Source organism: Paraburkholderia sp. DD10 (assembly GCF_049177125.1).
GTDB classification, from domain to species: domain Bacteria; phylum Pseudomonadota; class Gammaproteobacteria; order Burkholderiales; family Burkholderiaceae; genus Paraburkholderia; species Paraburkholderia terricola.
The window spans coordinates 1,135,734-1,152,850 of sequence record NZ_CP185392.1 but is presented as its reverse complement, the minus strand read 5'-3'; the positions used below and the strand labels follow the sequence as shown (position 1 = coordinate 1,152,850).

Sequence of the window (17,117 nt, the reverse complement as noted above, 5' to 3'; positions counted from 1 at the left end):
GCTGGCCTGCCAGTTTGCAGGCCCGTCCGTCGCCGCGCGAGGCGACACCTTTACAGCCCCCTTCCGGTGTCACTGTCTGCACGGCTGTTCCCGCGTCACGTGACGCGGGCTCCGGAATCACCTCCTGTCACGCCTTCGGACCTCACCTTGTCCAACCCTCGCGGGGATGAAGAATCTTCTCGATGCAATGGGCGTCAAGGCATCGGTTCTTCGTGCGAGCGTCCCTGCGGAAAAGCGCGAGGACTGGGTCGCCGACCAACTCGAACGCGGTGCCGAGGTCATCATCACGAACCCGGAACTCGTCAAGACCGGACTCGATCTGCTCGAATTCCCGACGATTGCGTTTCTTCAGTCGGGCTTTAACACCTACACGCTGCAACAGGCTGCACGCCGTAGCTGGCGTATTGGTCAGACGCACGACGTCACGGTGCGATTTCTTGCTTACGAGGCCACCACGCAGATGCGGTGTCTGAAGCTGATGGGACAGAAGATCGCCGTCTCGCAGTCCACTTCCGGCGATATGCCGGACTCCGGTCTCGACATCCTGAACCAGGGCGGAGAAAGCATCGAAGTCGCGCTCGCGCGACAACTCGTGAATCAGGAGTAGCCCGGAATGATCAGTTGGACTCCTGATCGCTTGTTCAGACCGCGTCCATCACATCGGATGGCGGAGCTGCCAATGCCCGCTCTTTGGGTCGGCAACCCAACTTCGCATTTTCCTGAAACCTATGGAGGTATATACCATGATTCAGTTTCTTGCTTCGGACTTACGCCCGGTGCTCGTTGAAGCCCGCCTGCACGCCTGCCACGTCCTGCTGGTCATCCGCTCGCGGCTTCGACCTCGATGGTTTCCTTCGTTCAGGTGCCGAAGCGCGGCCATGGGTACTCCAACAGACGCGTACTTTGCGGAAAGTCGCTGCCCGATTCCGGTAGCCGATACAAACGTGTAACGGTCACTTTCATCGCCTCTTCCGGGGATCGTTTCCTTCGTCGCGCGGAACGTCGATGAATCAGACCGTGATACAGCACGGCGTCTACTATCATCAGCCGTATTGCAAGATCGCTCCGAAGCATGACCGGCCGCGATTGCCGGTTACGCACTGGTCAGCCCACGATCTTAGACGCACGACCCGGACGCTGCTGGCAACGCTGGGATGTCCCAATGATATCGCCGAGGCAGTCCTCGGCCATGTACAGCCTGGAATCGTCGGCATCTACAACCGTCACACGTACGACAGGGAACGGCGCGAGTGGCTCACGAAGCTGTCGCATCGCCTTGAGGAGATCGCTGCGACGTATCCGGCGAAGAAGTAGGCCGGCGACGCCGATTGCTGTGGCCAGTGTTCGGCGGTGGGAGCAGATCCGATATGGGGCGCTTCTCAGCCCAGTCCTCAACCTCGCGTGTGAGCCATGCGACGCGTCGGCCGGACAGCATCCGGGGCTTAGGGAACTGGTTCTCGCGAACTAGCTTCTGGACGCTCGCCTCGGAGAGGGAGACAGTTGCCGCCACGGTCGGAAGATCTAGGTAGAGCGGTTTCATACTCGTCGGTGCGGGCATGCTGCGGTCCTCTAGTTTGAAGGTGGCGCTGACCAGTGAACCTCTTTTAGTTGGGTTTCCTGCGAACCGCATCATTGGCGCCGGCTGCGCCCCCCGGATCATGATGCTCCGTCGAAGAGTTCTCTGCTTGTTCGAGGCGTCGCCCTGTGCGACACGACACTGATTCGACAGGCGAAACCGTCAGTATCAGTGGGCTTGTCGGAAGTTAGTCCTCGGTAGCCAGTACGAGACGACCGCTACCATGTGCGGTACGTTGCCGACAGCTTGTGGTGCGTCGTCAGGCCAAGAGTAATCGCCCGGGGCAACCCCGGTTTCTCAGGGCGGGAAGGAAAGAACGCTTCCGGTCAAAAAAGACCCGCGGTGGTCCAGACACAGAGACGAAGCATGACCGCGAAAGCTACCGAATGAGCGCCGGTACTGAAACGAGAATGGACACGCTTAACAGGCTGCTGAAATACAGTCCGACAGAAGCAGCCTTTCTGCACTTACGCGGCTCTCGCCACAAGGTTTATCGCATTGTGCAATTTCAACGTGAATTCCACGCTTGTTCGGCAGTTTGAGGCCAATTTCTGGCTTCATTGCCGCGTTTTTCGCTGCTACAGACGGACTTGTGTCAGTGAGCGCATGCGCACGAGGTTGTAGGCAGCCATGTTCAACACGAACATCTGGTCCACTTTCTTCAACCCGCGCACCACCACCTGGCGCATGCGCCCCACGGTCTTGGCCCACCCGAAGCCTTGTTCGATCAACTTGCGCTTTTGCTGCGAAATGGCGTAGCCCACGCTCGAGGCAATGGTATCGGGCACGGATGAACGCCGCCCCGAGGTGTTTTGCGCAACGTGCGGTGTGACCTTCATCTGCTGGCACGCCTCGATGAATTCCTGTGCGTCGTAACCCTTGTCTGCGCCCAGCGTGATTTCTGCGCTCGCATCTTCTGCCGCTTGCCGCGCGTCGTTGATCATGACCTTGGCCGCTTCGCGCTCGGCGTGCCCGTCAGCGCGCGTCACGCACGCGTTGACCACCAGACCATGTCGATTGTCGGTCAGCGTGTGGCCCATGTAACGCAATTCGCTGGCCGTATTGCCTTTGCGATAGAGCCGTGCATCGGGATCGGTCCGGGACTCATGCGTCTCGTTGCTGCGCTTCTCGCCTTTAAAGTCGCCTGCGTTGCCGCCGTCGCTGTCCTGATCGTCACTGTCCTTGGGCACGAAGCTCTTGTGCCCCGCCCACGCCTGGATCAGCGTGCCGTCCACGCTGAAGTGCTCTCCCGAGAGCAGGCACTTCTTCTCAGCGATCGCCACCACTTCGTTGAAGAATTCGATCACCGCATCATGCTTGATCAGGCGTTCGCGGTTCTTCGTGAAGACCGTCGGTACCCAAACCTCGTCATCCATCGCCAGGCCGATGAACCAGCGAAACAGCAGGTTGTATTGCACCTGATCCATCAATTGGCGCTCCGAGCGGATGCTGTAGAGCACCTGGATCAGCATGGCTCGCAGCAACTTCTCCGGCGCGATGCTCGGCCGCCCACCCTTGAGGTCGGCCTCGTACATCCCGGCAAACAACCGATCCATCTTCACCAGTGCTTCGTTCGCCATCACCCGGATCGAACGCAACGGATGCGACTTCGGAACGAAGTCGTCCAGCTTGCGCATGGAAAACAAACTCTCGGTGAATGTGTCGGCGCCGCGCATGATCTCCAAGGGGCAAGTGGGGGTCTTCCATCAACGCTTCAGGGGCCTTCAGCGATGACATTACCGCCGATACTTCAGCAGCCTGTTAAGCATGCGGCTCCAACCGCTTATGATAGCGGCTCGATTCGGAAAGACAAGGAACAATACGCACACTGATTTTTCGGATGACCGAAGCAAACTGGTTGAATGCAAGATCCAAGTTCACGGCATTTCACGATACCTCACGATTTAAAATAGGACGCTTTGTATTGCCAGTCGGGTTATTGGCGTAGCCCCTCGAGCAGGGCATCGATAGTTTGTCGGTCTGCGAGTGCTAGGCGAGTACCGTTCTTGACCTCGAACTTTCGGTGTACTCGCAAAGGTGCTCACCGGCACACGGCTCGCCTTATTCCGGGATAGACGCCAACGGACAAAAAGCTCGGCAAGTTTCGGTCGTCGATTTTGGCTATTTGATTCCTTTGTACCGCTGTGGTCAATACTTCGAGGACCAGGAGAGGACTCGAATGGAAATCATAACCGTATGATCTACAAAACAAGTATGAAGTTTTTGTCCGGTGAGTGTACTCATTAACGTACTCAGCTGTGGCGCGTTTTAAAATTTTCGTTTGGCCGTCGCGAAAACGCGACGTTTGCTTGCGCGACTTCTGCTTTCTCCAAAAATATATGGATAGGGCGAAGGTGGCTGGAGGCTCAAATCCTCTCGCCTGGACCGAAGAAATCAAGGCCTCATGGATGGTGGCCTCAAGCAAAGTGCAACACCAACCAGCGCCGGGGGACCTGGCCGCAGTCGAGACCCGACTGCGCGACGAGCTGGAGGTATGGACGTGCGCCTGGTATGACGAAGCCGTGGCAGCGAATTTCGTGCGCCCGCCGTATCACCCGGACGCGACGATCATAAAACGTCTCCAGGGCTACTTCCACGCCGGCCTGGCGCCGGCTGAAGCTGCAGTGGCATGCTTCGGAAGAAACCACTGAAACGGCGCGGTCATTGCGTCCTCGCTGGGCACGGATAAATCATGCGCAAGGCAGGCAACAGGAATGTTCCCTTGGCCTGATCGAGGCGTCGTCGAACAACGACCTCAGCTCGGCCTATGAGCGGTACACGCAGATCCGTCGCTCTCTCGTTATGAAGCCCCTTGGTCTTTTGCTTCGGGATCGTCCACCAGAGGCCATCGGCTTCCTCCGCAATCTCCGTGTTCTCCATAGTGACGATCTCGCCGCCCCTCGTGCCGGTCCAGAGGTAGAGCGTCAACGCGTCAGCAACAGTCAAACTGAAGTTTGGCGACCAGCGGATCAATGTGCCAAGTTCCTCTACCGAGAGGACGCGCTTCTGAGTCCCGGTGTATTTCCCCTCTACCTTGCGCCCTTTACTTTTCAGCCGCCCCCGGAGAACCTCCCTCCACCAGTTTGCGGTCTGTTCCGGCAGGCGACCAGCATCAAGCGCGTAATGCCATGCACTACCAAGCTCCATGCGGAGCCGCGCCGCTAGCATAGGCGTCGCCCGATATGATTCGAGGAAATCGAACGCCTGGGCGCGTGTGATCGTGGCCGCCGGCACGTCGGCAATTGGCTCCAGCATTGCCTTGAATATACGTCTGACTTCCACCGCGCCCTTCGTCTTCCGGGTAACGTCCACGTAACCCTCGAGGTAGTCGCGGCAGAGTTGCCTAACGGTGTAATCGGCGGGCGACGGGCGCGCATCTGGCTTTTCCCTTTTTCGGCGCAGCGCTGAGGGTTCGGCGCCAGAATCCCGCGAGACCCGATGCTTTTCCCATGCGGCGATCGCTGCCGCAAACGCCATCGCCGGCCACTCCCCGAGCTTGATCTGCCGCATACGGCCGTCGACGGGCGACTTGTAGCGATACGTCCAAGACTTGCGGCTCATCGAAGCCTGCAGGCGAAGTCCCGGAAATCCCTCAAAGGTCATGTGCTCGCCGCTCGGCAGCTTGGCCGCGACACGTGCATCAAAGCGCATTCTTCTCTCGGCGTAGGTTTTTCCGAAAGAAGAATACACGGCGTAGGTTTTCGGCACAACGCCACGAAAACCTACGCCGACTCACTAAGTTTAGGCAAGTGACGACAAGCGGAGATCGGCAAGGCGAGGAGGCAGGGATCGTTAAATTTCAATTAAAATTCAGTGACTTACGACCACTACTAGACTAGTTCGGACGACTCCAGATAGGTTTGGAAATTCCACTATTCGTTCTCGTCGAAGTAATGACCGAACTTCAACTGCTTGGTGCGGATGTAGCGCTCGTTTTCCTCGCGCATCGGAATCGCCAGCGCAACCCGCTCGCACACCGGAATGCCGTGCTTGGAGAGCGTGTCGAACTTCTCCGGATTGTTGCTCATCAGACGCACCGAGGTCACCTTCAGCGTGCGCAAAATGCCCGCCGCCGAATCGTATTCGCGCGAGTCGTCGGGCAAGCCGAGGTCGAGATTGGCCTCGACGGTATCGCGCCCCTGCTCCTGCAGCGCATACGCGCGGATCTTGTTCGACAGGCCGATGCCGCGCCCTTCGTGGCCGCGCAGATACAACAGCACGCCGCAGCCTTCGGCTGCGATATAGCGCAGTGCGAGATCGAGCTGCTCGCCGCAATCGCAGCGATAGGAGCCAAGCACGTCGCCCGTGAGGCATTCCGAATGCAGGCGCGTGAGTACCGACGACTGGTTCGCGACCTCGCCCATCACGAGCGCGAGATGTTCGGCGCCGCTGTCGACCACGCGAAACACATAGGACGTGAACGTGCCGTAGCGCGTGGGAAGCGTGGCGGTAGCGTCGAGAACGACGCATTCTTCGCTGATGGCGCCGTCTGCCGTGGGCGACGGATCGTGAGACGTGAGCATGGCGTTGGACAGTGGTGCTGACATGAACCCGATCAAACCGGGGATAAGGTACGGACTGGGAGTTTACCGCTAATCGGCACGGTGCACCCGATGCCCTTGCGCGGTGCATGGAGCCGCCCGGTGCCGCGCCGCTACCCGAACTCGGCTTGCGGCGCGCCCCAGGTATTCCCGAAGTACCGCGGCGGCGCGTCGCGCCTATACTGGAATGGCCTGTCCCTCACGACAACGCGCCGTGCCGGCGCGCCGCATAGCGAAACGGAGCCGCTCCATGACAAGCGTTGCACAGCTTCTTAAAACGAAACCGAACAACACCACCGTCTATACGATCGGGGTCGACGATTCCGTCTACGAGGCGATCCGGCTGATGGCCGAAAAAGGCATCGGCGCGCTCGTGGTGACGGATGGCGACAGCATCGCCGGCATCGTCACGGAGCGCGACTACGCGCGCAAGGTCGTGCTGATGGACCGTTCGTCCAAGGCCACGCCGGTGCGCGACATCATGAGCAAGGCCGTGCGCTTCGTGCGCCCCGATCAGAGCACCGACGACTGCATGGCCCTCATGACCGAACGCCGCATGCGCCATTTGCCGGTCATCGAAAACGACAGGCTGGTGGGCATGGTGTCGATCGGCGACCTGGTGAAGAACATCATCGCTGAACAGCAGTTCACCATTCAGCAACTCGAGTTCTATATTCACGGCGAGCGTCCTTGACGCACGGCGGCGCCTCGCGCGCCGCGCGATTCGACGCAAACACGCAGACGCAAAAAAAGCCCAATCCTTGACCGGGCTGGGCGAAGCTACCTTGCGGCAGCGGAGGTTCCTTGTATCGTGGACCGGGACCGCGCCGCGGCGGGCTGGCTACCCAGCGTGCCGCGCACGAGTCTCACGCCGGAACAAAGACACCGTGTCGTGATGCGTGCCGCATCGAGCGGCGCGCGGATTTCTGCTTTTCCAATACCGCGCTACCGCGTTAGTTACCGAAATAAACCGACTTCGGACCCGAGGTCGGCTGGACCGTGCCGCCCGACTGCGACGAACCGCTCATCGGCGCGCCGTAACCACTGGTGTCGGCGACCGGCTGCTGGGTTTGTGCGATGGCCGGGTTCTGTTCCTGCACGCGGCGCTCGGCGGCCTGGATATCGGCCGGATAAGCCGGATCGCTGGCGGTGGCCGGGTTATAGCCGGCGCGCTCCAACTGAATCAGTTCGTTACGGACTTCCGCGCGGGTCACGGGTTGCTGGCTCGATTGAGCGAACGAGGCGACCGGGGCCGCGAGAACGGCTGCGAGGGCAACTGCCTTGATAAACGAGTTCATGATGACTTACCTCCAGATTGGTTTTTTGCTTCGCTTGCCACACACCGTGAGCAGCGAGTGATTCCAGTCTAGTCACCGGCACGCCAAGGGAAAACCCTTAATTGAGAGATACATAATTGCCCTAATCGCAACAGTGCAGCGGAATTTACCGTCGCATGCGAATTGGGTCGAGGGTTCCCCGTAATAATGCGCGGCTTCGTAAGCCTTTGTGTCTGAGGTTTCCAAAACGCATCCTGTCCCGGCGGATTTTGCCGGCGCCCGTGCGCTTGCCGGTCAGATTTTCGCGCGAGCCTCGGGTCCGGCATGCGCGCTCAACAACAGCTTTCGCGGTCCGCTCACGAACGCGCTGCCCGGTTCGAAAAACCGCAACGGTCGATGCATTTCGCGCGACAGACCAATGCGCGTCGTCACGCCAACCGGCAACTCGCCACGTTCAATCACGCCAATCCAAAGACCACGCCCAGTGCAAAGATCGCGGCCGTCGAACGCCTGGCCGATGCCGAGCGCGGTGGTCAAGCGGCCGGGTCCACGCGCGAGATCGCGCAGCGGCACGCCGGGGCGCCGCGCTTCCATCAACGGCAAACCTTCGAGCGGCTCGATCGCGCGAAACAGAATGCCCGCGCCGACCTCCTCCGCTTCCGCCGACATGTTCAGCATGTAGGACAAGCCATACGTGAGGCGCACGTAGGCGTGACCTCGCGCGAGAAACATCGAGCCGTTATGCGGACGTCGGCCGATGAACGCATGGCTGGTCGAATCGCCGACCGGATACGCCTCGGTCTCGACGATCCGTCCGCTGATGCGGCCTTCGGGCAGATCGTGCACGAGGTACTTGCCGATCATGAAGCGCGCCAGGCCGATCGTATCGACCGGCAAATCGTCACGATGCAACGGCAGGATGGGAAGCAACGGTTCGGGCATGCGTTCGGCCTTTTTAAAAGCGCGCAGCGCGCGGTTCGATGGATGCGCCATGCCACGCGGTATCGCGACATGGGTCGGTTGTCATCGGCCGATGCGTTGTAGCCACGCCTCATTTCGTGGCACCGTCGCAGTCGCCGCGGCATCGATTGGAGTATCGTGTGTTTCCGGTCCGCGGCACAGCCTTTGCCGGCTCGCATGCGCCTCGGCCCGCTCGTATCGCATCACCTCGCCTCGATCAGCAGTCAGCTTGCATGCACTCGCACGACCCGCGGCACAGTCCCGTTCAGATTCGTCCCGAAGTACCGTAGTTGCATTAAAGCGTCCCCACCCGGGGACCGAAGTATTCACGACAACAGGAGAGTTCAATGAAAGCATTCACGGCAATCAAGATGGTCGGCGGCGCGCTGATCGTTCTGGCATCGCTCAACGCCTACGCGCAAAGCAGCGATGCGGCGACCACGGCGGCCCCCGAGGCAGCCTCCGCGGCGCCGACCGCCAAGCAGGCCAAGGCCGCCAATCGTGCCTTGGGCCGCAAGGTGCGTAGCGCGCTGACGAAAACCAAAGGGCTGAGCGTGGCCAATATCTCGGTGCGTGCACGTGGCGGCGCGGTGACGTTGGCCGGCTCCGTGCCGGAGCAGCCGCAAGTCGATCTGGCGACTCAGGCCGCGCAAGGCGTCGCCGGCGTGACTTCAGTGAAGAACGCGCTGACGATCCGCCCGGTCGGACAGTAATTCGGTCGGCCGCGACCGTAGCGGCAGATCCGGGCGTCGCTGGGTTCGACAACGCATCGACGCCCGACTATCAGATCACTAGGTTCAACCGGCTCGCTCCGGCGCTACACGCCGCCGAATCTCGCGAAGCCGCACTACACTGCAACCCACCTGCTTTCCGCGCAAGCCCGCTTGACCGATCGTTCTGGTCAAGCGTCGCCGCATGTACCGCGCCTGCGGGACGCCGTCTGCGAAAATCTCGGACGCGGTCAAGTATCCCTTATAATTTAATACGTTAGAACGTATTTATGAGAAGCCGCATGAGCTTCCGCGCTCGCTCCTAGCCCACGTGGAACCCCTCCGCGCCAGTCAAAACAAGCAACAAAAAGGAAGCCCCAATGACCTCGACCGCGACCGTTCTACCCCGCTGGACCATTGCCGCGCCGTTCGTCGCCTGGATGGTGCTGGGCGCCGCCTATCTGCTGCCGGGCAACGGGCTGCTGCTCGCTTTGGTCGGCGTGGCGCTGTGCGCGGCGGTGTTTACGGCGGTGCACCATGCGGAAGTGGTCGCGCATCGCGTCGGCGAGCCGTTCGGCACCCTGGTGCTGGCGGTGGCCGTCACCGTGATCGAGGTCGCGCTGATCGTCTCGGTGATGCTGACCTCCGGCCCCGAAAAGGCCGGCCTCGCGCGCGACACCGTGTTCGCCGCGGTCATGATCGTCTGCAACGGCATCGTGGGCATTTGCCTGTTAGTGGGCGGCATCCGGCATCGCGAGCAGGACTTTCAAAGCCGTGGCGCGGCCGCGGCGCTGGCGGTGCTCGCCTCGCTGTCCGTGCTCACGCTCGTCATGCCGAACTACACGACCACCCGCGCCGGCCCGGTGCTGTCGCCGTCGCAACTGGCGTTCGCGGGCGTTTCGTCATTGGTGCTGTACGGCGTGTTCGTGTTCGTGCAGACGGTACGGCATCGCGATTACTTTCTCGCCGACGTGCCCGACGAAGACGTGCACGCCGCCCCGCCGAGCAGCCGCGTGGCGCTCGCGGCCGGCGGTTTGCTGCTGGTGTGCCTCGTCGCCGTGGTGCTGCTGGCGAAGGTGCTGTCGCCGGTCGTCGAAACCGCGGTGCAGAACGCGGGCGCGCCGGCGGCGGTGGTCGGCATCATCATCGCCGCGCTCGTTCTGCTGCCCGAGGGTCTCGCGGCGGTGCGCGCGGCCCGCGCCGATCGCTTGCAGAACAGCATGAATCTCGCGCTGGGTTCCGCGCTCGCCAGTATCGGGCTAACCATTCCGACCGTCGCCGCGGTGTTTCTCGCGACCGGTCAGTCGCTCGTGCTCGGCATCGACGGCAAGCAAACGGTGCTGTTGATCCTCACGCTGCTGGTCGGCACGCTCACGCTCAGCAGCGGGCGCACCACGATTCTGCAGGGCGCCGTGCATCTGTCGCTGTTCGCGGCGTATCTGTTTCTGTCGTTCGCGCCGTGACGCGACGTTCGCGGCCTCACTCCTGCCAATGCGCGGCGATCCAGTCGCGAAACAGATTGAGCTTTTGCTGATGCGCGGCTGAATCCGGATAGATGAAGTAATAACGCCAGCCGGTCTTGAGCACCGTATCGAACGGCCGCACCAGCCGCCTCGCCGCGACGTCCTCGTCGATCAGCGCGAGGTCGCTGATCGCCACGCCGAAGCCCTGCAACGCGGCGTTGGTCGCCATGTCGAGCGTGTCGAAACTCGGCCCGTGCTCGGCGTCGATCGCCTGGGCGTTCGCGGCATCCGCCTCGCTCACCTTGGCGAGCCACATTTTCCAGTCGCGATGATCGCGCGTGGGATGCAGCAACGTATGGCGCGCCAGGTCCGCGATCTCGTCCAACGGCTTGTCTTTCAGAAGATCGGGCGCGCACACCGGCGTCAGACGCTCCTCGAACAAGGGCACCGCCTGCACGTCCGCACCCGGCGACGAACCATAGATGATGGCCGCGTCGAACGGCTCCATCTGAAAGTCGACGTCATGCTGCCAGGTCGTGGTGATCTGCACGTGCAGATCGGGATACTCGGCCTGGAAGCGCATGATCTTCGGCAGCATCCAGCGCATCACGCAGGTCGGCACCTTCAGCGCGAGATCGGTGCGCTGCCGCGTGAGGCGCAGCGAAATCTCCTCGATGCGCGCGAAGCTTTCCTTCACGGCCGGCAGCAGCAGCTCGCCTTCGGCGGTAAGCGTCAAGCCCTTCGCGTGACGCTTGAAGAGCGGGAACTTGTAGTAATCCTCGAGCGCGATGATTTGCCGGCTCACCGCGCCTTGCGTCAGGCAAAGATGGTCCGCGGCGCGCGTGAAGCTGCGATGCCGCGCGACGGTTTCGAAAATCTGCAGCGCGTTGAGCGGCGGGAGACGGCGCATCGAAAGAAGTCCAGTAGGGTCCAGTAAGGATCAGAAAAACTCATTGCGCGAGCGTGAAGCAATGGGCGTCGCGCAGCGCATGCGGCCCATCTGGCCGATAGGATACGCCATCGAAAATTCTCACAGGCGCTCGAACCTCGCTTGAACCCATGCGTGTTGCTCATGGCATGAAGCAGGACGCCGGGCTCGACCGCCGGTTTGCACCGGCACAGGGCGCGTACCGTTCGCGACCGCACCAGAACCGAGCTTTCCTCATACCTCCCCGCGCAGCCCGAGCGCGGAAAAAACGTGGACGTTAACCCGCACGCGCCACCGTCTCGGCGCTCCCGCTTGCCCGATCAATGCCGCCGGCACCACCACCTCAATGCCGACGCATGAGATTAGCTCATGCGTTCCATGCGCATATTTCGTTTGTTGAGGGATTTTGGCAAACCTAGAGTGCATCCACCGCGGCGCATCGGGCAACGCGCCCGGTCATGCCAGGCGGGCAGCGCCAACGAGCGATGCAGCGGCAGCGGTCACAGCGAACATCACCCAGCAACAGGCGCTCAACACAGGAGACCGCCATGCAAGACATCAAACGGGGTAGAAGGCAGGCCATCAAGACGCTCGGCGCGGCGCTCGCGGCGTCCACGTTGCCGATGCCGTTCGTCAATCTCAAGGCTGAGGAGCACAACTTCTCCGGCAAAACGCTGCGCCTCCTGACATGGTCTGACGACACCGGCGCCGCGGCCTTGCGCAACATCGCCGCCACCTTCACGGCGAAGACCGGCGCGAAGGTGATCGCCGATCGCGCCGACGGCACCTCCGGCATGGTCGCCAAGGTCAAGGCCGCGGGCGAGCGGCCGACCTACGACGTGATCACGCTGGCGGGCGTGGGCGCGGCGGGTCTCGGCGACGCCGGCCTGCTGATGAAGCCCGATCTCGACAAGCTGCCGAATCTCAAGGACGTGGCCCCGCAATACCGCACGGGCGCGAACGGTTTCGGCATCGGCTATCTGCTGTGGTCGGACGGCCTGATCTACAACACGTCGACGTTCAAGGAAGCGCCGTCGTCGTATGAAGCGTTGTGGGACTCGAAGTACGCCGGCCGCCTGTTCCTGCCGCCGCCGGAATGGGCCGAAGCAGTGGACCTCGCGATCATCGCCGCGAAAATGAACGGCGGCTCGCAGCAGAACATCGAGCCGGGCTTCAGGAAACTGATGCAACTGAAAGACCACGTGATGACGCTCGGCGAGAACCCGAACCAGGTGGCCGATCTGTTCCGCACCGGCTCGCTCGATATCGGCGGCATCTATTCGCCGGCCTTTTTCCCCGCGCAGATCCGCAAGCCCGAGTACAAGATGGGCGTGACCTACGGCATGAAGGAAGGCTTCGCTACGCAACTGATGTTCACGGTGATCCCGAAGTCGCATCCCGGCGACAGCGATCTGATCCACGCCTTCATCAACCATTCGCTCGATGCCGGCGTGCAAGGCCGCATGGCGGCGGACGTGCTGAACGGCCCGGTCAATTCGAAAGCGGTGATTCCCGCCGAGAGCCGCGCGTTCGTGCCGAGCCCGCGGCAGATCGCCGAAAAAGCCGTATTGCACGACGACAAGGCGCTCGCCGTCGTGCAGCCGGCGTGGATCAAGCGCTACACCGAAATCTTCTCGGCATGACGGCGATGCTCGCGCGCTTTTCGCGGCGAGCCGGATCGGCGTCGACTGCGGCGCGGGGTTCGGCCGCGGCATCCGGCAGCGCGGCGGGCGCGGCGGGCGGCGCGCCCAATCCCGCATCCGTCGCGCCGGACCAGCCCGCCGCAAGCGCGTTGGACAAAGCGCGCCCGTGGCTGCTGCTCGCGCCGATCCTGCTGTTTCTCGCGGTGCTCGGCGCGGCCGCGCTCGTCGTGCTGCGCATGAGCTTCGGCACGCAAGGCAACGAGTGGCGCGGCTTCACGCTGCAAAATTACGCGGACCTGCTCGACGGCTACTTCCTCAAGTCTTTATGGCTCACGCTGAAGCTGGCGTTTCAAAGCATGATCTGCGCGGTCGTGCTGGCGATTCCCGTCGCGCTCGCGATGGCTCGCACGCAATCGCGGCTCGCGCGGCGTCTGCTGCTCGCGGGTGTGCTTCTGCCGCTGCTCGTCAATCTGCTGCTGCAAGGTTATGGCTGGCTGATCATTCTCGGTCCGGCCGGTTTGCTCAATCATGCCCTGCTCGGCAGCGGGCTCGTGCAACGCCCGGTGATGTGGCTGTATCGCGAACATGGCGTGTTGCTCGGCTTGATCCAGACGGCGTTTCCGCTCGCCGTGCTGCCGTTGTCGAGCGCGATGCGCGCGGTCTCGCGCTCGTATGAAGAGGCCGCGGCGACGCTCGGCGCGACGCGCTGGCAAACGCTGCGTCACATTCTGTTGCCGCTCGCGCTGCCCGGTCTCGTGTCGGGCGCGTTGCTGGTGTTCGCGTACAACGCCAGCGCGTTCGCCGTGCCTTTGCTGCTCGGCGGACGCCGCGTGCCGATGCTCGCCGTGCTGGTCCACGATCAGGTGGCGCCCTTGCTGAACTGGCCGGCGGCGTCCGCATCGGGCGTCGTGCTGATGCTCGCCACGCTCACGGTGATGGCGCTCTCGCAGCGCCTCGTGCGCCGCACGCAACGTCTTGCCGAGGAGCCGCGCGCATGAGCACGCCGATTCAAACCGCGCGGCTCGCGCGTTTGCCCCGTGTTTCCCGTTGGCCGGTCACGATGCCCGGCCGGCTCGGCAAGGCCACCGCGCTGCTGGCCGCGCTCGTCCTGTTTCTCGCCGCGCTGCCGATCATCACGATGATCGTGATGTCGTTCAGCGCGGCCGATACGCTCGAATTCCCGCCGCACGCCTACGGCTTGCACTGGTATCGCGCCGCGTGGCACAGCTTCGTCGCGCCGGATGCGAGCGACTCGCTGTCGATGGGCGCGGCGTTGAGCACGAGCCTGATCGTCGCGCTTTGCACGATGGTCATCGCCACGCTCGTTTCGGTGCCCGCCGCCTATGCGCTCTGCCGCTACCGTTTTCGCGGCAAGCCCGCGGTCGAGCAACTGGTGGCGTTGCCGCTCGTCTATCCGCTCGTGATGCTCGGGCTCTCGCTGCTGCTGGTGTTCAACGTGCTGCCGGTCGAGCTCGGCGTGTTCCGCCTGATCATCGCGCATGTGATTCTGGCGCTGCCGTTTACCGTGAAGAATTGCGCGGCGTCGGTGGCCTCGATCGGCCCCGAGTTCGAGGAAGCCGCCTGCGTGATGGGCGCAAGTCCTGGCCGCGCGCTCGTCGACGTGATCCTGCCGCTGATGCGCCCCGGCATTCTCGCCGGCATGCTGTTCGCGTTCATCGTCTCGTTCAACGAATTCACGGTGACCTTCTTCCTGTACGGCATCGACACGATGACCCTGCCGGTGTGGCTGTACAGCCGCACGGTGTCGTCGCTCGATCCGACCGTGTTCTGTTTCGCCGTATTCATCGTCGCGATCGACTTCGCGCTGATCTGGCTGCTGGAAAAGCTGATCGGCGACGAAGGCGTTGCGCTTTGACCGCGCTTCTCACGCGTTGCCGCCGGAGCATTCGATGACCCATCTCACCTTGCAGGCCGTGACCCGGCGCTTCAACGCGGCGCATGCCGTCGACGGCGTCGATCTGAGCGTGCCCGACGGCAAGCTGGTCTGCTTTCTCGGCCCGTCCGGCTGCGGCAAGACCACGCTGCTGCGAATGATCGCCGGGCTCGAAACGCCGAGTTCGGGCAGCATCCACTTTGCCGGCCGCGACATCACGCGGCTGCCGGCGAACCAGCGCGACTTCGGCATGGTGTTCCAGTCGCTCGCGCTGTTCCCGCATATGACGGTCGCGCAGAACGTCGCCTATCCGCTGAAGCTGCGCAAGACCGTGAAGCACGAACAGGCGCGCCGCGTCGCCGAACTGCTCGACCTGATCCAGTTGCCGCACATGGCGAACCGGCCGGTCACGCAACTCTCCGGCGGTCAGCGCCAGCGCGTGGCGATTGCGCGCGCGATCGCCTCGCAACCGAAACTGCTGCTGCTCGACGAACCGCTCTCCGCACTCGACGCCAAGCTGCGCGAAGCGATGCAGGTCGAGATCCGTCTGCTGCAACAGCGCCTCGGCATCACGACGATCATGGTCACGCACGATCAGCGCGAAGCGATGACGATGGCCGACGAGATCGTCGTGATGGAGAAGGGCCGCATCGCGCAGGTGGGCAAGCCGCTCGATATCTATCGCGATCCGGTCAGCGAGTTCGTCGCCGACTTCATCGGCCTCGGCAATATCCTGCCGGTGACTTACGACGGCGCGCTCGGCGTGAGCCTGCCGGGCGGGCGGCGCATCGCCGTCGCTCAAACGGCGCGCGTGCCGGATTCGGGCGGCGACATCCGCCTGCTGATCCGCCCTGAGGACGTGTGCGTGAAACCCGCTTCGGCCGAAGCCGGCGCGAATCGGCTCGCGGGCACCGTCACGTTTATCCGTGACGTGGGGGCCTCGCTGGAAGCGACGATCGATTGCGCCGGCTTCACGCTGACCGCCACCACCACGCCGCGCGAAACGCCGGGGCTCACGCTCGGCATGCCGGTGCTCGCGGAATTGCCGCCGCACGCCTGCAAGCTGATCGCCGCGCGCGCCGCGCACTGAGCCGCCGAACCGAGTCACCGCACCGAACTACCGAACCGAGCTACCGAACTACCGAACCGAGCCACCTACCGAACCGCGCGACCACCGCGAGCGACATTCCAGCCAACCCCCAAAGCCATTCCAATACCACCGTTCTCGACAGAGGAAAGACCATGCACCAGCCGCAAGTTTCGAAATCGACCACCCGCCGCGGGTTCGCGGCGCTCGCCGCCGCCCTCGCCTTCACGAGCCTCGGCGCGCTATGCGCCTTTTCGTCCGCCGCGCGAGCCGACGCGCTCGACGACATCGCGAAGTCGGGCACGGTGCGCATCGGCGTGTTCATGGACTATCCGCCGTTCGGCTCGATCGGCCCGGACATGAAGCCGATGGGCTACGACATCGACGTCGCCGATCTGATCGGCAAGTCGCTCAACGTGAAAGTGGAACTCGTGCCGGTGACGGGCGACAACCGCATGGCCTACCTCGCCGGCCACAAAACCGACATGCTGCTTTCGGTGGGCCAGACGCCGGAGCGCGAAAAGGTGATCGACTTCTCGCAGCCTTACGCGCCCTACTACCTCGCCGTGTTCGGCCCGAAAGCGCTGCCCGTCAAGAACGCCGGCGACCTCGCGGGCAAGTCAGTGTCGGTCGCGCGCGGCACGCTGGAGGACCTGAGCGTCAGCAAAATCGCGCCGCCCACGGCGATCATAAAAAGATTCGACGATCCTAACGGCGCAATTTCGGCGTTCCTTTCTGGTCAGGTACAGTTGATGGTCGTCGGCAACGACGTCGGCGCCACGATTCTCGCGCGTCATCCCGCGAACGATCCCGAGCAGAAGTTTTCGCTCTTCAGCTCGCCGGATCACGTGGGTTTGAACAAGAACGAGCCGCGTCTGAAGCAGAAAGTCGACGAAACCATTGCCAAGGCCCGCAAGGACGGCACCATGAACGCGATTTCGCAGAAGTGGTTGCGCGCGCCGCTGCCGGCCGATCTCTGAACCTTGTTTGAGCGCGCCGGCATGCCGGTGCGCGCCGGAGTTTGACCTCACGATGAGC

16 protein-coding genes and 2 pseudogenes are annotated in these 17,117 nt (G+C 62.7%); 11 read left to right on the top strand and 7 right to left on the bottom strand.

From position 1 onward, the window contains the following. Positions 1-103: 103 nt before the first annotated feature. Positions 104-607, top strand: a pseudogene (locus tag ACOCG7_RS05350) (helicase); the annotation flags it as partial. Between the two features lie 374 nt (positions 608-981). Next, positions 982-1,314 (top strand): annotated as a pseudogene (locus ACOCG7_RS05345) (alpha/beta hydrolase); the annotation flags it as partial. On the opposite strand, the gene ACOCG7_RS05340 reads toward ACOCG7_RS05345, so the two are convergent. Together ACOCG7_RS05340 and ACOCG7_RS05335 are read right to left on the bottom strand one after the other, a co-directional pair. Beyond that, positions 1,256-1,540 carry a helix-turn-helix transcriptional regulator gene (locus ACOCG7_RS05340; RefSeq protein WP_073431653.1) on the bottom strand — a complete coding sequence of 95 codons (285 nt, stop codon included), beginning with the start codon at positions 1,538-1,540 and terminating at the stop codon, positions 1,256-1,258. The pseudogene ACOCG7_RS05345 and the gene ACOCG7_RS05340 sit on opposite strands and share 59 nt — an antisense overlap. 614 nt (positions 1,541-2,154) lie before the next feature. Then, on the bottom strand, positions 2,155-3,252 hold the full coding sequence (locus ACOCG7_RS05335; protein WP_073432981.1) for an IS5 family transposase: 1,098 nt from the start codon (positions 3,250-3,252) through the stop codon (positions 2,155-2,157). 582 nt (positions 3,253-3,834) lie between these two features. On the opposite strand from ACOCG7_RS05335, the gene ACOCG7_RS05330 reads away from it, so the two are divergent. After that, a complete protein-coding gene (locus tag ACOCG7_RS05330) occupies positions 3,835-4,227 on the top strand; it encodes a hypothetical protein (RefSeq protein ID WP_421377082.1) in 393 nt (130 codons plus the stop codon). A 10-nt stretch (positions 4,228-4,237) separates the two neighbouring features. Here the strand turns inward: ACOCG7_RS05330 and ACOCG7_RS05325 are convergent, their stop codons facing one another. Beyond that, a complete protein-coding gene (locus ACOCG7_RS05325) occupies positions 4,238-5,227 on the bottom strand; it encodes a tyrosine-type recombinase/integrase (RefSeq protein WP_143031999.1) in 990 nt (329 codons plus the stop codon). A gap of 221 nt (positions 5,228-5,448) precedes the next feature. Next, positions 5,449-6,099, bottom strand: coding sequence for a GTP cyclohydrolase II (ribA, locus tag ACOCG7_RS05320; RefSeq protein ID WP_073431615.1), 651 nt, complete (start codon positions 6,097-6,099; stop codon positions 5,449-5,451). Positions 6,100-6,367: 268 nt separating this feature from the next. Here ribA and ACOCG7_RS05315 point away from each other — a divergent pair, with 268 nt between their 5' ends. Further along, on the top strand, positions 6,368-6,811 hold the full coding sequence (locus ACOCG7_RS05315; protein WP_073431616.1) for a CBS domain-containing protein: 444 nt from the start codon (positions 6,368-6,370) through the stop codon (positions 6,809-6,811). A 259-nt stretch (positions 6,812-7,070) separates the two neighbouring features. Here ACOCG7_RS05315 and ACOCG7_RS05310 read toward each other — a convergent pair whose 3' ends face one another. Together ACOCG7_RS05310 and ACOCG7_RS05305 are read right to left on the bottom strand one after the other, a co-directional pair. After that, on the bottom strand, positions 7,071-7,415 hold the full coding sequence (locus ACOCG7_RS05310; RefSeq protein ID WP_073431617.1) for a DUF4148 domain-containing protein: 345 nt from the start codon (positions 7,413-7,415) through the stop codon (positions 7,071-7,073). Positions 7,416-7,688: 273 nt separating this feature from the next. Then, positions 7,689-8,336 carry a DNA-3-methyladenine glycosylase gene (locus tag ACOCG7_RS05305; protein ID WP_073431654.1) on the bottom strand — a complete coding sequence of 216 codons (648 nt, stop codon included), beginning with the start codon at positions 8,334-8,336 and terminating at the stop codon, positions 7,689-7,691. 365 nt (positions 8,337-8,701) lie between these two features. Between ACOCG7_RS05305 and ACOCG7_RS05300 the strand changes: the two genes are divergently transcribed. Both ACOCG7_RS05300 and ACOCG7_RS05295 read left to right on the top strand, forming a co-directional pair. After that, positions 8,702-9,067 (top strand): BON domain-containing protein, encoded by a 366-nt coding sequence (locus ACOCG7_RS05300; protein ID WP_083086178.1) that lies wholly within the window; start codon positions 8,702-8,704, stop codon positions 9,065-9,067. Between the two features lie 377 nt (positions 9,068-9,444). Continuing rightward, on the top strand, positions 9,445-10,527 hold the full coding sequence (locus tag ACOCG7_RS05295) for an ionic transporter y4hA (RefSeq protein WP_310132737.1): 1,083 nt from the start codon (positions 9,445-9,447) through the stop codon (positions 10,525-10,527). A 16-nt stretch (positions 10,528-10,543) separates the two neighbouring features. On the opposite strand, the gene ACOCG7_RS05290 is transcribed toward ACOCG7_RS05295, so the two are convergent. Further along, a complete protein-coding gene (locus tag ACOCG7_RS05290; RefSeq protein ID WP_154873561.1) occupies positions 10,544-11,437 on the bottom strand; it encodes a LysR substrate-binding domain-containing protein in 894 nt (297 codons plus the stop codon). 566 nt (positions 11,438-12,003) lie between these two features. On the opposite strand from ACOCG7_RS05290, the gene ACOCG7_RS05285 reads away from it, so the two are divergent. The 5 genes from ACOCG7_RS05285 to ACOCG7_RS05265 all read left to right on the top strand — a co-directional run bounded on the left by ACOCG7_RS05285 (position 12,004) and on the right by ACOCG7_RS05265 (position 17,059). Further along, complete coding sequence (locus ACOCG7_RS05285) at positions 12,004-13,098, top strand: ABC transporter substrate-binding protein (protein ID WP_154873560.1); 1,095 nt, start codon at positions 12,004-12,006, stop codon at positions 13,096-13,098. After that, positions 13,095-14,096, top strand: coding sequence for an ABC transporter permease (locus ACOCG7_RS05280; RefSeq protein ID WP_310132742.1), 1,002 nt, complete (start codon positions 13,095-13,097; stop codon positions 14,094-14,096). The genes ACOCG7_RS05285 and ACOCG7_RS05280 overlap by 4 nt, the downstream gene beginning before the upstream one ends. Then, positions 14,093-14,974, top strand: a complete 882-nt coding sequence (locus ACOCG7_RS05275; protein WP_421377077.1) for an ABC transporter permease — start codon at positions 14,093-14,095, stop codon at positions 14,972-14,974. The genes ACOCG7_RS05280 and ACOCG7_RS05275 overlap by 4 nt, the downstream gene beginning before the upstream one ends. Before the next feature lie 34 nt (positions 14,975-15,008). Next, positions 15,009-16,082 (top strand): ABC transporter ATP-binding protein, encoded by a 1,074-nt coding sequence (locus ACOCG7_RS05270; protein WP_073431624.1) that lies wholly within the window; start codon positions 15,009-15,011, stop codon positions 16,080-16,082. Between the two features lie 152 nt (positions 16,083-16,234). After that, positions 16,235-17,059: a transporter substrate-binding domain-containing protein gene (locus ACOCG7_RS05265; RefSeq protein ID WP_073431625.1), complete on the top strand. Its 825-nt coding sequence runs from the start codon at positions 16,235-16,237 to the stop codon at positions 17,057-17,059. Positions 17,060-17,117: the final 58 nt, after the last annotated feature.

Coding starts and splice junctions, on each gene's coding strand:
- ACOCG7_RS05340 (WP_073431653.1), bottom strand. CDS start 1,540: ATGAAACCGCTCTACCTAGATCTTCCGACCGTGGCGGCAACTGTCTCC.
- ACOCG7_RS05335 (WP_073432981.1), bottom strand. CDS start 3,252: ATGCGCGGCGCCGACACATTCACCGAGAGTTTGTTTTCCATGCGCAAG.
- ACOCG7_RS05325 (WP_143031999.1), bottom strand. CDS start 5,227: ATGCGCTTTGATGCACGTGTCGCGGCCAAGCTGCCGAGCGGCGAGCAC.
- ribA (WP_073431615.1), bottom strand. CDS start 6,099: ATGCTCACGTCTCACGATCCGTCGCCCACGGCAGACGGCGCCATCAGC.
- ACOCG7_RS05315 (WP_073431616.1), top strand. CDS start 6,368: ATGACAAGCGTTGCACAGCTTCTTAAAACGAAACCGAACAACACCACC.
- ACOCG7_RS05310 (WP_073431617.1), bottom strand. CDS start 7,415: ATGAACTCGTTTATCAAGGCAGTTGCCCTCGCAGCCGTTCTCGCGGCC.
- ACOCG7_RS05305 (WP_073431654.1), bottom strand. CDS start 8,336: ATGCCCGAACCGTTGCTTCCCATCCTGCCGTTGCATCGTGACGATTTG.
- ACOCG7_RS05300 (WP_083086178.1), top strand. CDS start 8,702: ATGAAAGCATTCACGGCAATCAAGATGGTCGGCGGCGCGCTGATCGTT.
- ACOCG7_RS05295 (WP_310132737.1), top strand. CDS start 9,445: ATGACCTCGACCGCGACCGTTCTACCCCGCTGGACCATTGCCGCGCCG.
- ACOCG7_RS05290 (WP_154873561.1), bottom strand. CDS start 11,437: ATGCGCCGTCTCCCGCCGCTCAACGCGCTGCAGATTTTCGAAACCGTC.
- ACOCG7_RS05285 (WP_154873560.1), top strand. CDS start 12,004: ATGCAAGACATCAAACGGGGTAGAAGGCAGGCCATCAAGACGCTCGGC.
- ACOCG7_RS05280 (WP_310132742.1), top strand. CDS start 13,095: ATGACGGCGATGCTCGCGCGCTTTTCGCGGCGAGCCGGATCGGCGTCG.
- ACOCG7_RS05275 (WP_421377077.1), top strand. CDS start 14,093: ATGAGCACGCCGATTCAAACCGCGCGGCTCGCGCGTTTGCCCCGTGTT.
- ACOCG7_RS05270 (WP_073431624.1), top strand. CDS start 15,009: ATGACCCATCTCACCTTGCAGGCCGTGACCCGGCGCTTCAACGCGGCG.
- ACOCG7_RS05265 (WP_073431625.1), top strand. CDS start 16,235: ATGCACCAGCCGCAAGTTTCGAAATCGACCACCCGCCGCGGGTTCGCG.